Raw genomic sequence first — 21,931 nt, 5'->3', positions numbered from 1 at the left:
CGCTTAAACGGCGCTTGAGTCTTACGACGACATTTCCTGCCAACGCTGTTGCGGGAGGCAACTACAGGTCATATAACGAGATAGTTAAAAATTTTGGTTGCAAGACATGCTAAGTGTATCGACTCAGACGAGTCGCTACTTCGCAGCGTTCGACGTGGCAAGCGCATCCGAGAGTCTCTCTTATCGATTTCGACATGCTACTCGATGCGGGCGCTGCGTAGAACCCGAGCCAGCGTTTTCGGATGAACCTGATATCTCGCAGCGACCTTAGAGATCGGCTCTAGGTCGATCTCGACAGCGTGCTTTGCAGCTTCGGTCTGTTCCGGCGTCATCGAACGGCGGCGTCCAATGCGAGATCCTCGCGCTCTGGCAGCTTCCATCCCCGCCTTGGTGCGCTCGCTGATCATCGCTCGTTCGAACTCGGCCATCGCGGCCATCATGTGAAAGACCAACCTTCCGCCCGAGGACGACGTATCGATGCTCTCGGTCAGCGATCGGAAATCACAGCCCCGCTTCGATAGCCCGTTCACCGTTTGAATTAGGTCGACAAGGGATCGTCCAAGCCGGTCGAGTCGCCAAACGACGAGCATGTCACCCGCTTGATTTGCCTGAGAGCCTTGAGAAGGCCAGGACGCTGGAAGTCGGCACCGGACAATCCGTGATCGGTGAATGTCTCCGTGCAGCCAGCCGCCTTCAACGCGGCGATCTGCATATCGAGGTTCTGCTCGACTGTTGATACACGGGCATAACCGACCAGCTTCATCTCCAATATCCTTACGCTCCGATGGCTGCTAAGCAATTGACATAAAGGAAGGATTTCGCTCTGTCGGTCATTAAATGGCGCTTCTTCGGAAGCCCTTGAAACCATAGGATGCGTCCGGATCAGCAGTTACAGCTGACCTCTATCGGACAAAGGTTCCCTTTCGCTCTCGGTCGCTGTTGACGGACCTGAAAACCATGGACCTTACGTTGATCATCTTTGCGACGGGACTCATCTTCGGTGGCGCGTGCGCGATCTTAGCTGCCAACAAGAACCGCGATCCTCTCGGCTGGTTCGCCCTCGGATTTTTCTTCAGTTTGGTATCTCTGATTGTCATTGCAGCGTTGTCGCCGGCAGAACAACAGCGACGACCAGGGTCACAAGGAGAGAAGGATTTCGCTGCCAACCCAGAGGATCCGGAGCGACCCTGGCTTGGTTAGGCCGCTCCAGCTTCTTTTACTCTCACCGAGCAGGCTTATCGCAAGACTCCCTCAGCAAGGCATGCACCCATCGCGCTCCTACAGGCGGCATGCGACCATCTTCTCCCGCCAACTTTCTATTCACCAAGAGGGCAACGTCGCCGTAGCTACGCTCATGACGGAACCAAGTGAGGTATTCATGGCCGCAGAGCTTCCGCATTTCAGCATCGTAACGGCACGGGAAGGGTTCCGGATCACATTCAAGAACTTCGCAGAGCCGCTGGAGTGAGATTTCGGCTTCATCGCGCACGCCGGCGCCAGAGCCGTCCTTCGTGGCTACATAGTATTCAAAGCGGTTGCGGAAGAACCGGCGCGTATCAATAATTTCCATTTTAGTTCTCTTGGCTGCGTATGATTAGAAACGAGGAACCGGAACAAATCCAGTTCTCTAATATGTCCTCCAGAAAATCTCTGATCTGGAAGAGTTTCGTCGTAATCGCTCTCTATGTTAATTCTATTCTCTAAAGAGAAGTTCATATAGAGAGCGGTTACACTTCCGGTTATTCAGTCACTTTCAGAGACTGATGACCCGGCCGGGAGAGGCTTCGTCTTACTGCGGCACTTCTGAGTATTTAACCGCTTGCGCGCGCGGTCAGCACTCAATACGGGTGAGCCCGACCCGGTCGTGCGAATAGTGATCTCGATCGCTTCGGCAGCCGCCGTCTTGCAATGATCTACCAGTGCGCAGGTGTCGCAGGGAGCGCGGGTCTCATTGATGGTTTCAGCAACAGCAAAGCAGCTGGGGAGCAAATCCGCCTTGTCGAGCTTGATGACCGGCCGAACTTCCCAAGCACGGTCTTCTGCTTCAGCCCGCGCCCGACGCTCAATTTCAGAGCGGTCTGCGTCCACCGGCGCCAAAGAAAGCACCTGTTCCAACGTCAGATGGCGCTTGACGAAAACCCAATCTGCAATCTGCTCATTCAGCATACGATATTGATGCCGCATCTCCGACAAGATCAGATCACGGAAATGCCTCTGAGCCGGGAGACCGAGATCATTCTCAATCCGGTAATGCGGCATGTCGGCCACGGTGCGCATGCGACGCGGAAGCAGATCCTCGACGGCGTCGTCAAAGACCGCCCACCATGCTTCGCCATTCTTAGGCGACGCATGTAACTGATGCGGAAGCATCGTCCAGTAGCGCTTCCGACGAGAAGAAAAATCAAAGCTGAAGTCGATCAGCAGATCGTAAGGGACAAAAATCGCGTCAGTGCGCGCCCGTGCCCGCCACAAGGCGGTGAACCAAGCAACGCGCGCAGTGGGCACGCCGCTCCTGATGCCGGACACCGTTTCAGAAAGCTCCCGGTCGACATGCCTCCGCACGTAGCTACGAAGTCCTGCAATATAATAGCGGGCGAAGGCCATAGTTGCCTCGATAGGCGACATGAAGCGGTAGTCGAACCACCGCGTCATCATAAGCTGGCTCTCGTCCTGCCAGTCCTTGGGATGCAGGATCGTCCTCATCCGCACGACATCTTCAATGCGCTTAGCAAGCTTTGCCTGGTCCATAAGCATAGGTTCTCCTTCGGGCGACGGTTGTCGTCCGGCAATTGGTTGTTGAATGTTGGCGAGCGCTTGCCTATTTGCGGTTATAGCGAGATCGGCGTCGGGCCGCACAAATCGCAGAAGAAATTTCTCAAGCCATATCCCATGCGTTGACTCGAGGATTCGCCATGGCGCAATCCGTCGCTCGAAACGACGGATTACGAGGCATTGTCTTCGGCGCCTGCCAGCGAGCTCCTATGTCGGTTTTGGCTGAGGAGGATAGGTCGGTCGGTTCGTCGCCACCACGGAAAGCATCCCCATCGAGCAGCTTGCTTATTTCTAGGACTTCGATGTGCGGCTGCATGCGGGAGTAGCCCGGCAACAGTCACCACTTCGTCTAGGCACGGGAGGCTAGTCGGCACCGAATTGATGTGGAGAGAAAGACAGCGCGCTTCCGCTCACCGTCCGTTTGTTGCACGGGCGAGGGAGATCTGAATACAGTGCGGTCGAGCAGAGCTAAGATCGTTGGCGCAAACGGACCAGGCGCTGTGCCATCGATCAATCTTCCAGCACGAGGCCCAGGCATGCGCGGAAATGTTTTCGGCGCTGGCAATCAAGGTGTCCCGGTAGGTGCCGAAGCGAACCTTGGAGGTATGGAAAACCTATCATTTAAGCTATCGGCTGAAATGATTCTCAGTGCGCCAAGAAATAAGCTCGACACAACCGAGGCGAGTTAGGGGACCTTTACATCACGGACAAAAACGCCGATTTCGGTTGCTTTTGTAAAGATTATGTAAACATTCGGTAAAGGTCCGGGTCATTTCCGCAATGATTTCGGGATTTATGACAAGGTCGCCTTGCAACCAAGAATTGGCGTTATGTAAAGGTCTGCTGCTTCGACCTTTACATAACACGTCTTCAAGCTCGAAAATGTAAAGGTCGGGTGGCTAGCGATAGGCAAATTAGCCGAGGCGTGACACTAGGTCGTCAGCGCTCAAATGCGTATAGCGCTTCAGCATCCGCAGCTCCTTGTGACCGGAAATGCTACTGACCTCGATCACGTTCAGCCCTCGCTCGAACAAGCGGCTCACGCCTTCGTGTCGCAGATCGTGGAAGCGCAGTCCCTTGATATCGACACGTATCAGAAGGCGGCGCCAGACTTGCTCGAGGGATCCTGCGTTCATCGGGAAAACGAGAAGCTGATCAACATCCGCTTGAGCCCGCCATTCTGTCAGCGCGTCAAATGTTCGTTGAGACATGGGCACATCACGGCTAGTGCCATTCTTAGTCTGCGAGAGCGAGATCACCCGGCGATTGTGCGAGATGTCACTCCAACGCAGCCCCAGGATTTCACCGCGACGCATCCCGGTCTCGATGGCGACGATAAGCAATGTCCGGAAAAATGAGATTTTCCCGCCAGCACAACCATCGAGAAGCCGTTGCTCCTCGTCACCTGTCAGGCGTCGGCTGCGTTCATTCCGTATGACCGGACGACGAACCAGCTTAACGACGTTCTTCGCCAGCGGCATTCCCCAATCGCGGGTAGCGACCTCGAGAACATGGCTCAATATCGCCATCTCTCGAACAGTCGTAGAGGGAGCTACCGATTGAAGCCGCTCGTCGCGAAACGATGCGATGTCTTGCTGGCTGAGGCCTATCAACGTTCGGTGTGAGAGATCATGGCGACGAAGCACGTCGATCCGCTGATCCTCCTGAACAGCGCCGCGTTTTGTAGGCGTGATCTCACGTTGATACCGCTCCAAGAGCTGACCGAGCGTTGTGCTCTCAAGGATCTTTGTATCAGGCGCGGCACCGAAACGGTCGACCTGGCTCTCCAGCTCACGCGCCCATTTTTCAGCGTCAGCCTTGCTATCAAAGCTCTTCGCTCGCGGCTTCATTCCACGACGACGCACCTGTGCTTGCCAGCGTCCTCTGAGTTTTCTGATCGTTGCCATCTCAATCTCCGTTTGTGATCGAGATGATGCGTAGGATGCCCCGTTGAGGGGGCCAAGGATAATTCCGGCCCGCCAGCTACAAAGACCGGATAGCCAACTGATACAGCCCTCAGCTCGATAAGCCGCGAGGCACCCTTTTACGAGCTTGGCAAGACGGGACAAGCGAGAGCTTGCGCCGGGAATGGAAGAGGTGGCTCCAACTTCTCAGCCCGCGACTTATTGGTTTTCGATCACTCCTACCATCTCAACCGCACGCAGACGATTTTCTTCCTTTTTGGTTGATTTTTATTCGCGGATGGTTTCTTCTGCCTTGGAAGAACGATTGTAAGGAGATTCGCCATGGCAAAACTTACGCCATTCGGCGTCGAGCTTCGAAAGCTACGCTTGGATAAAGACATGCGCCTCTTGGACCTTGCTGCGAAGCTCGACCAGAGCACGGCATTTGTTTCCGCAATTGAGACTGGGCGCAAACAGATCCCGGACGGCTATCTTCACAAGATCTCACAGGCGATGAATTTGTCGGCCGAGGAGATCCGCCGGCTACGTGGCGCTGCCGAGAAGACTCGGAAAGAAGTCAGGGTCGACAATTTGCGCGGAGAGCAACGCGAGCTAGTCGCGGCATTTGCTCGCAAACTTGACGACGTTCCTAATGATCTCATGGAGGCCTTGAAGAAAATCGTCTTGAAGTCGATCGACGAGGAATTGCCATTCTTTAGAAAACGTCGCGGGATCGTGGTGCCCCCCATGTCCACCGACAAGCTTCGAAGATTTGCGGAGAAGATTCGGGAAGTTTTCGTCTCTGACGACCGGGTCGAGTTTCCAATCATGGAGGTCCTGGAATTCAAGCTGAACAAGATTCTCCCGGACTTCTTCATCGACGTCGAAACGGCGGCGGTGATGGGCGACGACGAGGGTCGGGTTTTAGCCGGCTCAAATTCAATAATCTTTCGTGAAGATGTCTATGAGGGCGCATGTAGAGGCAACCGGCGTGATCGATTTACCGCGTGCCATGAGTTTGCACATTTCCTTATGCATCGCGATGTTAAGTTTGCGAGATCACGAGAGGATACGGACAAGATTTACACCGACAGCGAATGGCAAGCAGATGAGTTCGCTGGAACGTTGATGCTATCGTCGCGCCACGTCCACCTGTTTGCTAATTCTGACGCTGCGGCCGAGGGGTGCAAAATGAACCCTGCCGCTGCTCGCGTAATGTGGTCAAAATACGTGAAAGAAGGAAAAATCAAATGAGGTGATTTCGGAGAACTGATAACCGAAAGACCGGTTCAGCAGTCCTCCGAAAACGTCAGTTCCCATGTAAAAACCGCTTCCTGATCTAACGGGGTCTGATCACCCGGTTATTTCGGCAGTCGCCACAAGGGCGGCGGAGCCTCGGCGCATGCGCCTCGGTTCAACACTGATCCGAAAATGGTTTCGGATCATAACAATGACCGCGTAACGGACATCTTAGCAACTCGACCATGATTCATTTCTAGAATCTCGTCAACCGTTATTCGGTCACAGCCTTTCTGGAAAGGAAAGGATATGCACGACCGTAGGGTAACTCCGGACATGGTTCCGGTCATCAAGTTGGCCCGCATCAAAAAGATCCCGTATTCCTGGATCTCGGGTTACTATGCAGGATTGAACTTCGGCCGCATTGCCGATGTGATGAAGGGACGGATGTTTCCTGATATCCCGCCTGCCAAACAGCTTCCTCCAGACTTTCCGTCAACTTAGCCAGAGAGACGGGGATCGTTCCGTCTCACTTGGAAAACAACGGATAGTCAAGGGAAGGAGGTGAATTCAGAATGGCTAAGTCGACGAAAATCGGCCGCAGCGCGGTCACCGGACGCTTTACTAAGGTCTCTACGGCCAAAGCTAAGCCCCGCACGCATACTGTCGAGACGATGAAGAAGAAATAATATCGCGTTGGGCCGCCGTTTACCTGAGCGGCGGCCCAAGGTCTTTGAGGCCAAGGCAAGAGTTCTTGCAGATACGTAGGACAGCGCTGGACTATTCGCCAACCTGCAAAGTCGAGATCGCGTTTTATCATGCTTAGGCAGCGAATTCACCGCACTCGATTTGCAACAATGGAACAACCTGCAATTTTTCGGCATCCAGCGATAGAGCGGAACGGCGCAATGAAGTCGTAACTCTATCTGAATGTCAGTTGTTTGGGTGGATCATAAAGCGTGGAGCGCTTTATCTCTGAATTAAATCCAAGAGCTTTGACTGCCTCAGTATACGACTTCCTCAAATCCTCGCTCATCCGCGGATCGAAAAGAATTCTGTCAAACGTATCCGAAATATCGAGAGAGAACTCAAATATGTCGCTTGTGCATTTTCCATCCTCGCCGGAGTAGATTATGCGAACTTCTTTCTCATGCGAAAACTCGGTTCTCTTATACAGCAGCGACTCAGCAATTCCGGATCCATCCGTTCTGAAAATATCAATACTTTTAAATGTTCTTTCCATTTTTCTTTTTGCTATGTATTCAACGGCACCGATGAAGCACTTGACATCAGAGTGTTCCCCGCACTCTTTCTTCAAAGCAGTGAGAAGCTTTCGAGGTGTTGATCTTAACCTAACGCCGTCTTTGTTGGGAGAGTAAATTCTCCACATAGCGTCCGTTTCGCGGTGCCAGGTCCAGCATTGACCGTAAACTGAATCCCTTACAGACATCTCAGCGATTTCTCCACCAATCGCAAATCTTGATGAAAGCAAGAGGTTTTCGAAAGGATCGTCCCATTTTTTAGGCTTTACAAGTGTTAACCTTTTAGTTGTCAACAATTGAATAAACCGAGCGATAGGAAAGATCCTATAGATCGGCTTGTCTTTTTCTATGTCGCTCAGATTAATGTAGTTTCTATAAGCCATGGGCCACGCTTACCGATCTTCGGACTACGATAAAATCAGAAGTAGTATGAGTAGCACAGCGATGTAGCTTGTCGAGGGTCGCGGAACCGCAATTCAAACTTTTGCTAGCCCGCATTGAGACTAGAGTGTGGCTCCGTCGAATTCCGGCGTCAGTATACGAGAACAATGAGAATCGTCAGAACGCGGGAAAACCTTACAGCCTAAGGTTCAAAGGTTGGGCTATACCGGCTTGGTCGGAACAGGGCCCGAGCTCTTCCATTTGCCAGCGATTTTGAGCTCCCGCTGAGCGACCTCGGACAGATGCTGATCTCCAAGACGCCCGAAGAGGTGCAAAGAACTATTTCGGCACGATGATGGCTCGAGCCTCGGCAAGCCCTACCCATCTCAGCTTCGACACCATGGCCCGATGAACAAGACGATGACAGCAGGCACACAGCAAAGCCAAGTCAGCCAACTTCGTCTTGCGCTCGCCGGCCTCAGCAAGCGGCACCAGGTGATGCGCCTCAAACATCGCTTCCTGGAGAGGCTCCTCCAGATCGGGCCGGGTCAAATTGCAAATCTCACAACGGAAACCCGCGAGGCGACGATCGTCCAGTAGCATCTTGCGCACCTTAGGATTTCGCTCTCGCCGAATATGGAGAGCAGTGAGGAGACGACCCTCGGGAAGTTCTTGCTCCACATCAGGCAATTTCTCAGACCCGACGATCGTGATCCCGGACTTTATCGCAGCGGCAATCCGGTGAACCTCGTCCGGTCGCTGCCCGAATTCAGCCCATATCTGGCGGTCCATACTGGACACATTCCCAAGCCCCTTACCGGTGGCCACCTGCCGCAGGTTCATGAGTTTGAAACCTACCCCATCCGGATTGCGAAAGGTCGGCTGCTTGGCTGCCTCTGCATGATAAGGCAAGGATCGCAGCAGCGTCGACAGATCCAGGATCTCAGAGGCCTTGGGTGATGGGATTTGCCCTTTGAGGGCGAAATACAAGTCCAATGCGAGAAGCGTCTCGTCCCGAGTCCAATGGGGATTTCCATGCCCTTGCGTGACTGCCATAGACAAACCCTGGTTGGTAATCCAGCTTTTTCAGTTGGTGATCTCAGCGAACCGTGCATCAAGAAGTTTGTCGATCTCGCCTCTTTTTCCATCAGCCACGAAATGGAGCATGGTAACGAGATCGGCATCTTCGAGAACTAGCATATATCCCCGCTGGTCGTTCGCGGTGTCACGGCAACGCTTGATGATCGCTGCTCTGTCATCCATCGATCGGCAAAGCAACATACCGAAGAAACCACGTTGATGACCGAAACGGCCAGCAAGCTGATCCAACTCTGGGTTTGCGATCTTTTTCTGATAGTTCTTACATTCAACCGGGATGCTCATAGCACGCGTTTGGTTGCCGACGATCATCTTGTGGAAGAACCCTGTCTCGGCAGAGTTAGAGAACCTTATATCGAGACGCTTACGGCCCTCGTGCAGCTCCGCCTCTTTTACCGGGGTGATGAGGTGTGGATAGAACAAGAATGTGCAGACGGCGAGCGAGTGACTATGGTAGTTGCCCGCATCCTGGTTTCCACCGGGGATTCCCGCCAGAGCATTGGCGAGCAGCAATGCATATTCACGCTCATTGAAAAACTTATCGATGTCTTCCGATGCAAGCGGCCCCGCAGCCCCCTTCAATGACTTGTATAGCTCAAGAACGTCTGGGTGCTGAGCAGCAAAAGCAGCAAGGTCATCTTTGACTAGCGGATGCTTTTCCTCGACCTTGTATTTATAAACGACTTTCTTCTTGTTCTTGAGTGTCTCAACTAGCGCTCCTCCAGCCTGGAGGTATTCGGACCTAAGATACTCGATCATGTGCTTATTGTAGAATTCTTGGCTATCGAGACTTAACCGAAAGCGCACGGAAAACTTTGGAACCAGGAGTATGGGTCGTTGTGCGTGCCGCGGGAGCATAAGTTCCCGAGCTTCCCAATCTTGCCTTTGTGGGCTCCAGACTGGTCCAAGTGCATTTGCGGGGCGAAGGGGCACGCCATGTAGCTCGCATTGCTGAGCTGTATAGTCAGCCAGGAGTCCGCGTAGCACGTTTGTGGTCAGATCAGAGATCATGTCCGGGCCGACGCCGCGGATGAACATCTCCGCTTCAGAAATGTCGCTAATCAAGCCCGTATTGAAGGCCCGGCTGTTGCGAAGAGCCTGAGCCAGCAACGCTGCTTTGTCGTTACCCCACCCACGTCCGCTAGGCTTCCCCCTGGACTCCCCCAAATATGTCTCATTGGGCTCGTGAAGCTGACTAAGCAAGTGGATCACACGATGATCGTTTTCATCCCTTAGCGCTCCCAGCACCTCAACAAAGAACGACCGAATATGATCGCCACACCTGGCGGACCATTCATCGTCACGGATCTGGATAGCATACGGATCGAGGTAGAGACGGGTGTCTTTATTTAGATCTATATCCACAAAATCTAATGTAGACTGATTCCCAGAGATCTTGAATACTTTGCTGAAGCGAGCCATAATTTCCCCCTAAGCCAATCCTCCTGGTGGCTTGAGAAATGGCAAGGCCTAAAGATTGCAACGCTTCGTCTGTCCACAACCTTTGGAATTCATTCGCCGCCGCTGCGCTGCGGTCGGTTCATTGTTGGACATAGTTGACGTAGGCTGTGCCGAGAGCGTGGCTCTCGCCAAGTTAGGCCCTGCATAGATGATTGAGAGAAATTAGCTGATCGCTAGAAACCCTTGCACCGCAAGGGACCACAATGGCGGAGAGGGTGGGATTCGAACCCACGGTGCCCTCGCAGGCACGCCGCATTTCGAGTGCGGTGCTTTCGACCACTCAGCCACCTCTCCGCTTAAGACGTGATGACGCGTTGGTCAGCGCGGGCGTTCTCATAGCGGGCAAACATGGGGCTGGCAAGGGGGCGAATATCAAGTCTTTACATCCTTTCGTCTTGACAGTTTTTTGTTGCTCGCGTATGTCCGCTCGCGATCAGGCGTGGAAAAGTATCCATGCCTCTTTGTTTGTGTGGAGGTTGTTGGAACAGCCACGCGAATTCCACCGGCAGCAAGTTCCAGAAGATCGTCTCTTTCGAAACCCTGCTAGAGCCCGACTGATAAAAAGACGGCCGCCTTTTAGTAAGGCAGAGCCGGAACGAACATGAAAGGATAAAAAATGTTCGCAGTCATCAAGACCGGCGGTAAGCAGTACCGCGTGGCAGCCAACGACGTGCTCACCATCGAAAAGCTGGAAGCCGAAGCTGGTTCTGTCGTAGAATTCAACGAAATCCTGGTTGTCGGCGTTGGTGCCGATGCCAAGTTCGGCGCTCCCTTTGTTGCGGGTGCGACGGTCAAGGCCGAAGTGGTCGAGCATAATCGCGGCAAGAAGGTTCTTTCCTTCAAGAAGCGTCGCCGTCAGAATTCCAAGCGGATTCGCGGCCATCGCCAGCATCACACGGTCGTCCGCATCACGGACATCTTGGCTTAACAACGGGTTTCGAAGGGTAAAGGAGAACTCCAATGGCACATAAAAAAGCTGGCGGTTCGTCGCGCAACGGTCGCGATTCGAATTCCAAGCGCCTTGGCGTGAAGAAGTTCGGCGGCGAAGCCGTCATTCCGGGCAACATTATCGTACGTCAGCGCGGCACGCAGTGGCATCCGGGCGCCAATGTCGGCCTCGGCAAGGACCACACCATTTTTGCGCTTACCGAAGGCAATGTGAATTACCGAACCAAGGCCAATGGCCGTGTGTTCGTGTCCGTAATGCCGAAAGCCGAAGCAGCAGAATAAAGCCGGCAAGCGTTTTAAGCAGCCGGTGTCACATCGACCCGGCTGAACGCCCAAAGGTTCAGTCAGAAAAAAGGGAAGATGGGACACCACCATCTTCCCTTTTTCTTTGCCCCCAACAGGAGGACTGAACATGCAAGGCGAATTACTAAGGGCGAGCCAATCCCGGCCGCCAGAGGATCGGTTAAGACCCGACCGGTCGAGAAGCGATTGCCCCGTCTTACTGTCGCAGAGGTTAGTTCTGCGCACGCCCCACGAAGAAGACATCGACGCACTTGCCCATCTCGCCAACAATGCGAATATCGCGACCATGGTGTCGCGTATGCCGCATCCCTATACGGCTAAAGACGCAGCCGATTTCGTGCGACGCACGAAGGCCGGCGAGATTGGCAAATGCGTCTACGCCATCACGCGAGGAGACAACGGCGCCTTTCTCGGTTGCTGCGCGCTCGAACCGCAACAGGACGAAAGAACGCTCGAACTCGGCTATTGGCTAGGCGAACCCCATTGGAACAGGGGTTATGCCACGGAAGCCGCCCATGCCCTGATCGACATGGCCTTCCGCACCCGCAACAACATCGACCATATCGATGCCCGCTGCCGGGTGACCAACATCGCCTCCCGGCGGGTAATCCAGAAATGCGGTTTCCAGTTCCAGGGCACCGGCATGATCGATTGCCTGGCGCTTGGCGGCATGGTCGCCGTCGAGTGGTTCCGGCTCGACCGCAAGACCTGGATGTCCTTGAGAAGCTGGGGAGAGCTGCGATGAACGCCGCCGTCCTCCAGAAGACGAGTTCGACTGTCACGATGCCCGGCCCCTGCCCGATCATCACCACGGAAAGGCTGGTTCTTCGCCCGCACAAGATCACCGATGCGACGGCGATTGCCGAATCGCTCGGCGATTTCAAGGTCGCCCGGATGCTGGCGCGGGTGCCGCAGCCCTATGACCGCCAGGACGCGCTGGATTGGCTCGTCCCGCATGCATCCGGCATCCTGCCGGACTGGACGCTGGCGATCACCACCGGTGACGACACCCATATCGGCGCCGTCTGCCTGGAACCGAGACGTGGTCAATGGCGTCTAGGCTACTGGCTGAACCGGCTTTACTGGGATCGGGGTTACATGACGGAAGCGGTGGCCGCGACGCTGGAACGTTTCTTCCGGCGGATGCCGGAAGCGCAGGTCTTTTCCGGCGCCTTTGCGGACAATCTGGCCTCGCTGAACGTCCAGAAGAAGCTCGGCTTCACCATCGTCGATGCGAACCAGCTCTTCAGCCTGTCCCGCAACCGCCTGGTCCCGCATATCGAGACCATGCTCTTGCCCGAGGATTTCCGGCGGCCGGCCCGACCGTGACGCTCAGGTAACAAAGGTCCGGCGGAGGAAACTCCGCCGGATCAATCACTCGACCTCGACCCAGACCGGGAAATGGTCGGAACCAGGCGCCTCATTGTCGATCCAGGCGTTTTTCAGCCGCGGCACCAGCCCGGCATTCACGAAGCAATGATCGAGATGCATCTTTATCGGCCCGTCGCCCGGCGGCTTTGCCCAGGTATAGGTCTCCGGCGTCAGCGATCCAAGGCGGTCCAGCACGTCGACGGGTCCGTTGGCGCGCAGGATGCGACCGTAATAACGGTCCCGCTGGCCGGCCAGGGCAATATATTCCGTCGATTCCGGCTCCATGTTGAAATCCCCCATCAGCAGGAAATCCTCCGGCAGCGGCAGATCGGGGAAACCCTCTTCGGCGGCGCCGGTGAGCGAACCACCCTCGGAGGTGAAGTTGACTACCCGCTCCTTGAGATAACGGATCTGGCCGAGCCGTTCATCGGGAGAAACATGATCGAGATGGACGGAATAGACCCGAAGCGGCCCGCCGGGCGCGACGATGACCGCTTCCAGCGCGCCGCGCTGCAGGTTCAGCATATCGACGGTGCGGCTGCGGGGCAGCAGAAGATGGCGGGTGGAAAGGATCGGCCAGCGCGACAGGATCATGTTGCCGAACTGGAAACGGCGCTCGATGCGGCGGCCATTCTCGACCGAAACGTCGAGCAGCAGGTCGCAAGGTGCGCCATAGACATGAAAATGGTCCGGAAACAGATCCGAGAATCGGGCGACAAGATCCACATGGCCGTTCCTGGGGAAACCACGGGTCACTTCCTGAAGCGCGATCACATCCGCTCCCTCGATACTCGCGGCGATGCGTTCGGGATCGAAAACACCATCCATGCCGATCCCGTATTGAATGTTATAGCTGACGAACTTCATGATATTCTTTGACCTCCGCCCCAACCGACGATATCGAAACCCCTATCGACATGCACTGAGCGCCCTACCTGAAGCGACAGGCATCCCGACTAACACAAGACTGACGGCGACAAGATGAAATTTCTCGACGAGGCAAAAGTCTATATCCGCTCCGGCGACGGCGGCGCGGGCGCGGTCTCGTTCCGGCGGGAAAAGTTCGTCGAGTTCGGCGGACCCGATGGCGGTGACGGCGGACGCGGCGGCGACGTCTGGGTGGAGGCCGTCAACGGCCTCAACACCCTGATCGATTTCCGCTTCCAGCAGCATTTCAAGGGCCAGACAGGCACCCACGGCATGGGCCGCAACCGCACCGGCGCCAATGGCAGCGAAGTGACGTTGAAAGTGCCCGTCGGCACCCAGATTTTCGAGGAAGACAACGAGACGCTGATCATCGATCTGACCCGCGAAGGCCAGAGGTTCCGGCTCGCCAAGGGTGGCAATGGCGGCTTCGGCAACACCCATTTCAAGAGCGCGACCAACCAGGCGCCGAATTGGGCCAATCCCGGCCTTGAGGGCGAGGAAAAGACCATCTGGCTGCGGCTGAAGCTGATCGCCGATGCCGGCCTCGTCGGAATGCCGAATGCCGGCAAGTCGACATTCCTTGCCAGCGTCACCCGCGCGCGTCCGAAGATCGCCAACTACCCGTTCACGACGCTGCATCCCAATCTCGGCGTCGCCACCATCGACGGCCGCGAATTCGTGCTTGCCGATATTCCGGGCCTGATCGAAGGCGCCCATGAAGGCGTCGGCATCGGGGACCGGTTCCTGGGCCATGTCGAGCGCACCCGCGTGCTCCTGCATCTGGTCTCCTCCGTCGAGGAAAAGGTCGGCAAGGCGTACAAGACGGTAAAGCATGAACTTGAAGCCTATGGCGGCGGCCTGATCGACAAGCCGGTCATCGTGGCGCTGTCGCAGATCGACGTGCTCGACGACAAGGAACTGAAGAAGAAGGCGAAGGAACTGGAAAAGGCCTGCGGCCAGACGCCATTCCTGATCTCCGCCGTCACCGGCAAGGGCATGACCGAGGTGCTGCGCGCCCTGCGCGACGTGATCGTCGCGGCGAGCGGCGTCAACGACACCGCACTGCCCGATCGCTCGACCCCCATCCAGGATTTCGATGAGGATGAGGACGAATGACGGCAGTCCGCAAGCCTCTCGCCGGCCATCGCCGTATTGTCATCAAGATCGGCTCGGCACTGCTCGTCGATCGCAAGACGGGCCTGAAATCGCAATGGCTCGACGCCATCTGCGCCGATATCGCCGCGTTGAAGGCGAGGGGCATCGACGTTCTGGTCGTCTCTTCGGGTGCGATCGCCATGGGCCGCACCGTGCTCGACCTGCCCTCCGGCGCGCTGAAGCTCGAAGAGAGCCAGGCAGCGGCGGCCGTCGGCCAGATCGCGCTTGCCCGCGCCTGGTCGGAGAGTCTTTCGCGCGACGGCATCGTGGCGGGCCAGATCCTGCTGACGCTGGGCGACACGGAGGAGCGCCGTCGTTACCTCAACGCCCGTGCCACCATCAACCAGCTTCTGAAGATCGGCGCCGTGCCGATCATCAACGAGAACGATACGGTCGCCACGACCGAAATCCGCTACGGCGACAACGATCGCCTCGCCGCCCGCGTCGCCACCATGACCAGCGCCGACCTGCTCGTGCTCCTGTCTGATATTGACGGCCTCTATACTGCCCCGCCGCATCTCGACCCCGACGCGAAATTCCTGGAACTCGTGCCCGCGATCACGCCGGAGATCGAAGCCATGGCCGGCGGCGCTGCGTCCGAACTGTCGCGCGGCGGCATGCGCACCAAGATCGACGCCGGCAAGATCGCCACCGGCGCCGGCTGCGCCATGATCATCGCATCCGGCAAGACGGAACATCCGCTGCGCGCCATTGAACAGGGCGCCCGCTCCTCCTGGTTCGCCCCCTCCGGGACCCCGGTGACTGCGCGAAAGACCTGGATCGCGGGCCAGCTTCAGCCGGCCGGCGAACTTTTCGTCGACGAAGGCGCCGAAACTGCGCTCGGCACCGGCAAGAGCCTGCTGCCCGCCGGCGTGCGCCGCATCGACGGCCATTTCCATCGCGGCGACACGGTCGCGATCATCGGGGTCGACGGTCGCGAGATCGCCCGGGGGCTTGTGAGCTACGACGCCGAAGAGGCCCGCCAGATCACCGGGCGCAAATCCGGCGAGATCGGGGCGATCCTCGGTTATGCCGGCCGCGCCGCCATGGTCCATCGCGACGATCTGGTGATGACGGGGCCTGCCAAGCGCAAAGCAAAAAAAGAAGATCGCAAGGAGGATGCCGCCCATGCTTGATATGGTAGCGAAGACCGGCGACGTCGCCGCTGTGATGGGCGAGATCGGCCGCAATGCGAAGGCTGCGGCCCGCGAGCTCGCAACGGCCTCGACCGAAGCGAAGAACAAGGCGCTCCAGGCGATGGCGGACGCGATCCTTGCCGACAGAGACAAGATCCTCGCCGCCAATGTTGCGGACCTGAAGCAGGTCGAAGGCAAGGATTTTCTGCCGTCGTTCATCGATCGGCTGACGCTCACCGAAAAGTCGATCTCCGGCATGGCGCAGGCGCTTCGCGAGATTGCCGAGTTCAAGGATCCGGTCGGTGAAGTCATCGCCGCCTGGGATCGCCCGAACGGGCTCCATATCGAACGTGTCCGCACGCCGCTCGGCGTCATCGGCGTGATCTATGAAAGCCGACCGAACGTCACCGCCGATGCCGGCGCGCTCTGCCTCAAGGCCGGCAATGCCGTGATCCTGCGCGGCGGTTCCGATTCGGCCCGGTCCTCCGAGGCGATCCATGATTGCCTCGTCGCCGGCCTGAAGGCGGCGGGCCTTCCGGAACACGCGATCCAGATCGTGCCGACCACCGACCGGGCCGCCGTCGGCGCCATGCTGTCGGGCCTCGATGGCGCGATCGACGTCATCGTGCCGCGCGGCGGCAAGAGCCTCGTCGCCCGCGTCCAGAACGAGGCGCGTGTGCCGGTTTTCGCCCATCTCGAAGGCCTCTGCCATATCTACGTGGATGCCTCCGCCGACCTTGAGATGGCGAAGAAGATCGTCGTCAACGCCAAGATGCGCCGCACCGGCGTTTGCGGCGCCGCCGAAACCCTGCTGATCGACAGCGCCGGGATCGGCACACATCTGATGCCGATCATGGAAGCGCTGACGGAAGCCGGCTGCGAAATCCGCGCCTCGGCCACCGTTCTCAAGGTGTTTCCGGGCTTCAAGCCAGCGACGGACGAAGACTGGCGCACCGAATATCTCGACGCGGTCATCTCGGTTGCGATCGTCGACGGCATTTCCGGCGCTATCCGCCACATCAACACCTATTCCTCGAACCATACGGAGGCGGTGATCGCCGAGGATCCTGAGGTCGTCTCCCGTTTCTTCAACGAACTCGACTCAGCGATCCTGCTGCACAATGCCTCCACCCAGTTCGCCGATGGCGGAGAGTTCGGCATGGGCGGCGAGATCGGTATTTCGACCGGCAAGATGCATGCGCGCGGCCCCGTCGGCGTCGAACAGCTGACCTCGTTCAAATACCGGGTGCACGGCACCGGCCAGATCCGGCCCTGATCGCGCGTGACGGAAGAGACCATCGATCGCCGATATCTGGTCATGCCGCATGCCGAACGAGGCATGGCCGTCGGCCTGTTCGGCGGTTCGTTCAATCCGCCGCATGAGGGTCACCTCCTGGTCGCCGAGATCGCGCTTCGCCGGCTCGGCCTAGACCAGCTCTGGTGGATGGTGACGCCGGGCAACCCGCTGAAAAGCCGCTCCGGGCTGGCCTTGCTCGGCGACCGGCTGGCGATGAGCGAAAAGCTGATCGACGACCCGCGCATCAAGATCACCGCCTTTGAGAAGACGCTCGGCGGATCCTATACCGCCGATACGCTCTCCTTCGTGAAGGCCAGGAACCCGCTCGTGCATTTTGTCTGGGTGATGGGCGCCGACAGCCTGAAGACCTTTCATTTGTGGCAGAAGTGGCAGTCGATCGCCTCGACCTTCCCGATCGCCGTTATCGACCGCCCCGGAGCGACTTTGTCGTTCCTGTCGTCGAAAATGGCCCGCACCTTCGATTACGCCCGGGTGGACGAGGATGACGCGGGCACGCTCTGGAAGCGGCGCGCACCGGCCTGGACCTTCATCCACGGCCCGCGTTCGGCCCTGAGCTCCACGGCGATCCGCGCCGCAAACGACCAGAAATCGGACTAGCATCGGCCGATGCTGCTGCGACGAAAAGGGTCTACATCTTTCTATCACCTTTTCGGACGCTCTCTTGAAAGATTAAGAATTCGATGCCACCTTAAATACAGCGGCCGAGCGTGAATCGGATTCGCTTCAAGTGCCTGTTGCTGTTACCCGGATGAAAGGACAAACCCTGACAACAGTACACGCCAAGGGCAGGACGGCCTCCGTTCTCCCGCAGAGCCTGGAACGTGGCGCCGATGCTGCCGCCCGCGCTCTCGAACTGGTCCTCGCAAGTCTCGAGGACTCCAAAGCTGAAGAGATTGTCACCATCAACATTGCTGGAAAATCAGCGCTCGGGGACTACATGGTCGTTGTCTCCGGACGATCGAACCGGCATGTCATGGCCATCAGCGATCACCTGATTTCCGACCTGAAGGACGAGGGGCTGGGAACCGCCCGCGTCGAAGGACAGGAGACCGGTGACTGGGTGCTCATTGACACCGGTGACATCATCGTCCACGTGTTCCGGCCTGAAATCCGCGCGTTCTACAACATCGAAAAGATGTGGGCGACGCCGGATATCCAGGAAGGCACGCTGCTGCACTGACGGGTTCGGGCATGTCCTGAACCGGTCGGACTGAGGTCGAAACCATGCGGCTGGGTGCGAACTCGCCGCAAGGTGGAATTTTCGGCCCCAAAATCAACGGATCAGGACATGCGAATAAGCCTTTTCGCCGCGGGACGGCTCAAGACCGGACCGGAGAAGGAACTTGCGTCCCGATATCTCGACCGCTTCGCCAAGGCTGGCCCGGCGGTGGGTTTGGAATTGTCGAAACAGATCGAGATCCAGGAAAGCCGTGCATCGAATGCCGATACCCGCAAGCGCGAGGAAGCCGGCGCGCTCGAAAAGGTGCTTCCCGAAGGCGCGGTTCTCATTCTTCTCGACGAACGCGGCAAGGCACTCGACAGCGAGGCTTTTGCGGCCACGATCGGCCGATATCGCGACAGCGGCAAACGCGATCTGATGCTGGCGATCGGCGGCGCCGACGGGCTCGATCCGGACTTGCGCGAACGGGCCGACATGGTGCTCAACCTCGGCTCGATGACCTGGCCGCATCAGCTGGTGCGCATTCTGATTGCCGAACAGCTTTACCGCGCCGTCACCATTCTTTCGGGCCATCCCTATCACAGGGCTTAAACGATCGTTTACCTTCAAACACGATGTTGTTTGTGGCCTCGCCGGGCAAATCAGCTTAGGCTTTCTCGATCCGGCGAATAGCGGAGCGGGAATGCGGACAATCAGGATCACATCGTACCGGCGCGCGCTGCTTCTGGCGGCGGGTCTCGGTTTCGCGCTGGTCCCGCCCCTTCATGTATCCGATATCGCACGCGCCCAGAACGCGCCGGCTTCCCCCCAAGCAGCCCCCGCCCCAGTCGATCCGACTGCCGACTTGCAGCGCCGACGCAACGAGACCCGCGGCGAGCTCGAAGTCCTGACCAAGAGCATGAAGATTTCGGGCGACAGGGCTGCCGCGATCGAAAAGACCATCGCCGATATCAGGAAGAACACCGCCGATGTCCGCCAGGCGCTGATTGATTCTGCAGCACGCCGCAAGAGCCTGGAAACCAAGATCCTCGACAGCGGAAAGAAGATCACCGAACTGAAGCTCAAGGAGGACGGTATCCGCACCTCCCTGCGCGGCCGCCGCGCGGTACTCGCCGAAGTGCTCGCAGCCCTCCAGCGCATGGGCCGCAATCCTCCTCCGGCACTTCTGGTAACGCCGGATGATGCGCTCGCCTCCGTTCGCAGCGCAATCCTGCTCGGCGCCGTCGTTCCCGGCATGCGCCACGAGGCGGACAAGCTCGTTGCCGACCTTCAATCCCTGGCCTCTCTCCAGGCCTTGGCGATGACCGAGAAGACCACCGTTTCCACCACCATCGCCGCGAGCCTCGAAGAGGACCGGCGCATGGCCCTGCTGCTTGCAGAAAACGAAAAGTTGAACAAGCGCAACACGGCCGATCTCGACGCCGAGCGCCGCCGCTCCGAGGAACTCACTGGCCGCGCCACAACGCTCGAGAACCTCATCCAGTCGTTCGAAGGCGAGATCGCCTCGGTGCGCGAGGCAATCGACCAGGCACGCGCCGAGGAAGAGCGCCAGCGGATGATGTCGGAGGCCGAGCGCGAAAGGGCAAAGCAGCTTGCCCAAAGCGGCGTGCCTGACAAAAACCGCATTGCGCCCGCATACGCGTTTTCGAGCCTCAAGCAGAAGCTGGAGCTTCCGGTCGCCGGAGATGTATTGCGGTGGTTCGGCGACGCCGACGGGACAGGGCACACGGCGAGAGGCATGACTGTTGCTTCGAATGCGGGTGCCGTGGTGACGGCGCCGGCTGATGGCCTGGTGGTTTTCGCCGGAGCCTTCCGGAGTTACGGACAGATGATCATCCTCAATGCCGGAGATGGATACCATCTGGTTCTGACCGGCATGGACGTCGTGAATGCCCGGCAGGGCAAGTTCGTTTTCGCAGGTGAACCCATTGCCGTGATGGGTGAGAAAAGAGTGGCAAGCGCAACCGCATTGGCGCTGGAAACAGATCGTCCAACGCTTTACATTGAATTCCGAAAAGATGGCACACCGGTCGATTCCAAGCCGTGGTGGACCTCGAAAGAAACTGGAAGGGCACGAAATGATTCGTAGGGCTTCTCTTGTCATCGTCGGTGCACTCTTGGGTGCGACCGCGATGAGCGTGATTTATTCGGCCGGTGTGCCGGCGCAGGCCGCCGGCCCTTCGACCTACCGGGAATTGTCGATCTTCGGCGATGTGTTCGAACGGGTCCGTGCCCAGTATGTGACGCCGCCGGATGAGGAAAAGCTGGTCGAGAACGCCATCAACGGCATGCTGACCTCGCTCGACCCCCATTCGAGCTTCATGAATGCCAAGGATGCCGAAGACATGCGCACGCAGACGCGTGGCGAGTTCGGCGGCCTCGGCATCGAGGTGACGATGGAGAACGAACTCGTCAAGGTCATCGCGCCGATCGACGATACGCCCGCTTCCAAGGCCGGCATTCTGGCAGGCGACTTCATCTCCGAGATCGATGGCGCGCCGGTGCGCGGCCTGAAGCTCGAAGAAGCCGTCGAAAAGATGCGCGGCGGCATCAACACCCCCATCAAGCTGACGATCATCCGTCAGGGCGCCGACAAGCCGCTCGACATCACCGTGGTACGCGACATCATCGCGGTCCGCGCCGTGAAGTCCCGTGTCGAAGGCGGCGATGTCGGTTATGTCCGCGTCATCTCCTTCACCGAAAAAACCTATGACGACCTCGAAAAGGCGATCAAGAAGATCAAGGCGGATGTCCCGGCCGACAAGCTGAAGGGCTACGTGCTCGATCTGCGCCTCAACCCGGGCGGTCTGCTCGATCAGGCGATCAACGTTTCCGACGCCTTCCTGGAACGTGGCGAAGTGGTTTCGACCCGCGGCCGCAATGCCGACGAGACCCGCCGCTTCAACGCCGGCCCCGGCGATCTGACCGACGGCAAGCCGGTCATCGTGCTTGTCAACGGCGGCTCGGCTTCCGCTTCGGAAATCGTCGCCGGTGCGCTCCAGGATCTGCGCCGTGCCACGGTTCTCGGTACGCGTTCCTTCGGCAAGGGTTCGGTTCAGACGATCATCCCGCTCGGCGATGCCGGCGCGCTGCGTCTGACCACCGCGCTCTATTACACGCCGTCGGGCAAGTCGATCCAGGGCACCGGCATCCAGCCCGACATCAAGGTCGATCAGCCGCTGCCAGCGGAACTGCAGGGCAAGATCCGGGCTGAAGGCGAATCCAGCCTGCGCGGCCACATCCAGGGTGCAGCCGAGACCGACGAGGGTTCCGGTTCCGCAGCCTACGTGCCGCCGGAAGCCAAGGACGACATCCAGCTCAACTATGCACTCGACCTCTTCCGCGGCGCCAAGAAGGATCCGTCCTTCCCGCCAAGCCCGGATAAGGCGGCGGCAGCCACGATCAAGAAGTAAAGACATCATCGGGCCGGCCAGCGTGACGCGTCGAAAACGTCTCGCTGGCCGGTTCTTCGTATC

22 protein-coding genes, 1 tRNA gene and 1 pseudogene are annotated in these 21,931 nt (G+C 57.9%); 15 read left to right on the top strand and 9 right to left on the bottom strand.

Annotated elements, in window-relative coordinates:
* Positions 1–197: 197 nt before the first annotated feature.
* A pseudogene (locus tag C5L10_RS16075) lies at positions 198–763 on the bottom strand (recombinase family protein).
* Between the two features lie 194 nt (positions 764–957).
* On the opposite strand from C5L10_RS16075, the gene C5L10_RS16070 reads away from it, so the two are divergent.
* On the top strand, positions 958–1,200 hold the full coding sequence (locus C5L10_RS16070; RefSeq protein WP_105430496.1) for a hypothetical protein: 243 nt from the start codon (positions 958–960) through the stop codon (positions 1,198–1,200).
* 22 nt (positions 1,201–1,222) lie between these two features.
* Here the strand turns inward: C5L10_RS16070 and C5L10_RS33700 are convergent, their stop codons facing one another.
* The 3 genes from C5L10_RS33700 to C5L10_RS16055 all read right to left on the bottom strand — a co-directional run bounded on the left by C5L10_RS33700 (position 1,223) and on the right by C5L10_RS16055 (position 4,679).
* Entirely contained in the window at positions 1,223–1,570 is a 348-nt protein-coding gene (locus tag C5L10_RS33700; RefSeq protein WP_172717054.1) for a hypothetical protein, read from the bottom strand.
* A 173-nt stretch (positions 1,571–1,743) separates the two neighbouring features.
* On the bottom strand, positions 1,744–2,754 hold the full coding sequence (locus tag C5L10_RS16060) for a hypothetical protein (protein ID WP_105430494.1): 1,011 nt from the start codon (positions 2,752–2,754) through the stop codon (positions 1,744–1,746).
* 932 nt (positions 2,755–3,686) lie between these two features.
* Positions 3,687–4,679, bottom strand: a complete 993-nt coding sequence (locus C5L10_RS16055) for a site-specific integrase (RefSeq protein ID WP_105430493.1) — start codon at positions 4,677–4,679, stop codon at positions 3,687–3,689.
* A 339-nt stretch (positions 4,680–5,018) separates the two neighbouring features.
* Between C5L10_RS16055 and C5L10_RS16050 the strand changes: the two genes are divergently transcribed.
* Both C5L10_RS16050 and C5L10_RS16045 read left to right on the top strand, forming a co-directional pair.
* Positions 5,019–5,930: an ImmA/IrrE family metallo-endopeptidase gene (locus tag C5L10_RS16050; RefSeq protein WP_105430492.1), complete on the top strand. Its 912-nt coding sequence runs from the start codon at positions 5,019–5,021 to the stop codon at positions 5,928–5,930.
* A 321-nt stretch (positions 5,931–6,251) separates the two neighbouring features.
* Positions 6,252–6,419, top strand: coding sequence for a hypothetical protein (locus C5L10_RS16045; protein WP_245448016.1), 168 nt, complete (start codon positions 6,252–6,254; stop codon positions 6,417–6,419).
* A 418-nt stretch (positions 6,420–6,837) separates the two neighbouring features.
* On the opposite strand, the gene C5L10_RS16040 is transcribed toward C5L10_RS16045, so the two are convergent.
* From C5L10_RS16040 to C5L10_RS16025, 4 genes are all read right to left on the bottom strand, one after another.
* Positions 6,838–7,560 carry a DUF2971 domain-containing protein gene (locus C5L10_RS16040; RefSeq protein ID WP_105430490.1) on the bottom strand — a complete coding sequence of 241 codons (723 nt, stop codon included), beginning with the start codon at positions 7,558–7,560 and terminating at the stop codon, positions 6,838–6,840.
* Between the two features lie 337 nt (positions 7,561–7,897).
* Positions 7,898–8,614 carry an HNH endonuclease gene (locus tag C5L10_RS16035; RefSeq protein ID WP_105430489.1) on the bottom strand — a complete coding sequence of 239 codons (717 nt, stop codon included), beginning with the start codon at positions 8,612–8,614 and terminating at the stop codon, positions 7,898–7,900.
* 30 nt (positions 8,615–8,644) lie between these two features.
* Positions 8,645–10,078, bottom strand: a complete 1,434-nt coding sequence (locus tag C5L10_RS16030) for a hypothetical protein (protein WP_105430488.1) — start codon at positions 10,076–10,078, stop codon at positions 8,645–8,647.
* A 243-nt stretch (positions 10,079–10,321) separates the two neighbouring features.
* A tRNA-Ser gene (locus tag C5L10_RS16025) sits at positions 10,322–10,411 on the bottom strand.
* A 322-nt stretch (positions 10,412–10,733) separates the two neighbouring features.
* Between C5L10_RS16025 and rplU the strand changes: the two genes are divergently transcribed.
* The 4 genes from rplU to C5L10_RS16005 all read left to right on the top strand — a co-directional run bounded on the left by rplU (position 10,734) and on the right by C5L10_RS16005 (position 12,697).
* Entirely contained in the window at positions 10,734–11,045 is a 312-nt protein-coding gene (gene rplU / locus C5L10_RS16020; RefSeq protein WP_007757413.1) for a 50S ribosomal protein L21, read from the top strand.
* Between the two features lie 32 nt (positions 11,046–11,077).
* A complete protein-coding gene (rpmA, locus tag C5L10_RS16015) occupies positions 11,078–11,347 on the top strand; it encodes a 50S ribosomal protein L27 (RefSeq protein WP_105430487.1) in 270 nt (89 codons plus the stop codon).
* A 130-nt stretch (positions 11,348–11,477) separates the two neighbouring features.
* Complete coding sequence (locus C5L10_RS16010; protein WP_046606681.1) at positions 11,478–12,113, top strand: GNAT family N-acetyltransferase; 636 nt, start codon at positions 11,478–11,480, stop codon at positions 12,111–12,113.
* Positions 12,110–12,697, top strand: a complete 588-nt coding sequence (locus tag C5L10_RS16005; protein WP_105430486.1) for a GNAT family N-acetyltransferase — start codon at positions 12,110–12,112, stop codon at positions 12,695–12,697. The genes C5L10_RS16010 and C5L10_RS16005 overlap by 4 nt, the downstream gene beginning before the upstream one ends.
* Positions 12,698–12,742: 45 nt before the next feature.
* On the opposite strand, the gene C5L10_RS16000 is transcribed toward C5L10_RS16005, so the two are convergent.
* Positions 12,743–13,606 carry an endonuclease/exonuclease/phosphatase family protein gene (locus tag C5L10_RS16000; protein ID WP_105430485.1) on the bottom strand — a complete coding sequence of 288 codons (864 nt, stop codon included), beginning with the start codon at positions 13,604–13,606 and terminating at the stop codon, positions 12,743–12,745.
* Between the two features lie 114 nt (positions 13,607–13,720).
* Between C5L10_RS16000 and obgE the strand changes: the two genes are divergently transcribed.
* The 8 genes from obgE to C5L10_RS15960 all read left to right on the top strand — a co-directional run bounded on the left by obgE (position 13,721) and on the right by C5L10_RS15960 (position 21,868).
* Positions 13,721–14,782 (top strand): GTPase ObgE, encoded by a 1,062-nt coding sequence (gene obgE / locus C5L10_RS15995; protein WP_105430484.1) that lies wholly within the window; start codon positions 13,721–13,723, stop codon positions 14,780–14,782.
* On the top strand, positions 14,779–15,957 hold the full coding sequence (gene proB / locus C5L10_RS15990) for a glutamate 5-kinase (RefSeq protein WP_105430483.1): 1,179 nt from the start codon (positions 14,779–14,781) through the stop codon (positions 15,955–15,957). The genes obgE and proB overlap by 4 nt, the downstream gene beginning before the upstream one ends.
* Entirely contained in the window at positions 15,950–17,233 is a 1,284-nt protein-coding gene (locus C5L10_RS15985) for a glutamate-5-semialdehyde dehydrogenase (protein WP_105430482.1), read from the top strand. Before proB ends, C5L10_RS15985 begins: the two co-directional genes overlap by 8 nt.
* Before the next feature lie 42 nt (positions 17,234–17,275).
* A complete protein-coding gene (locus C5L10_RS15980; RefSeq protein WP_284707036.1) occupies positions 17,276–17,872 on the top strand; it encodes a nicotinate-nucleotide adenylyltransferase in 597 nt (198 codons plus the stop codon).
* A 151-nt stretch (positions 17,873–18,023) separates the two neighbouring features.
* Positions 18,024–18,455 carry a ribosome silencing factor gene (gene rsfS / locus C5L10_RS15975; protein ID WP_046636738.1) on the top strand — a complete coding sequence of 144 codons (432 nt, stop codon included), beginning with the start codon at positions 18,024–18,026 and terminating at the stop codon, positions 18,453–18,455.
* A 108-nt stretch (positions 18,456–18,563) separates the two neighbouring features.
* Positions 18,564–19,046, top strand: a complete 483-nt coding sequence (gene rlmH, locus C5L10_RS15970; RefSeq protein WP_105430481.1) for a 23S rRNA (pseudouridine(1915)-N(3))-methyltransferase RlmH — start codon at positions 18,564–18,566, stop codon at positions 19,044–19,046.
* A gap of 91 nt (positions 19,047–19,137) precedes the next feature.
* Positions 19,138–20,544 (top strand): murein hydrolase activator EnvC, encoded by a 1,407-nt coding sequence (locus tag C5L10_RS15965; protein WP_105430480.1) that lies wholly within the window; start codon positions 19,138–19,140, stop codon positions 20,542–20,544.
* Positions 20,534–21,868, top strand: coding sequence for a S41 family peptidase (locus C5L10_RS15960; RefSeq protein ID WP_046636735.1), 1,335 nt, complete (start codon positions 20,534–20,536; stop codon positions 21,866–21,868). Before C5L10_RS15965 ends, C5L10_RS15960 begins: the two co-directional genes overlap by 11 nt.
* Positions 21,869–21,931: the final 63 nt, after the last annotated feature.

Origin of the sequence: Neorhizobium sp. T6_25 (assembly GCF_002968555.1) — a bacterium.
Taxonomy (GTDB): domain Bacteria; phylum Pseudomonadota; class Alphaproteobacteria; order Rhizobiales; family Rhizobiaceae; genus Neorhizobium.
The sequence above is the reverse complement of the archived record's forward strand: the minus strand, read 5'-3'. Positions and strand labels throughout refer to the sequence as shown.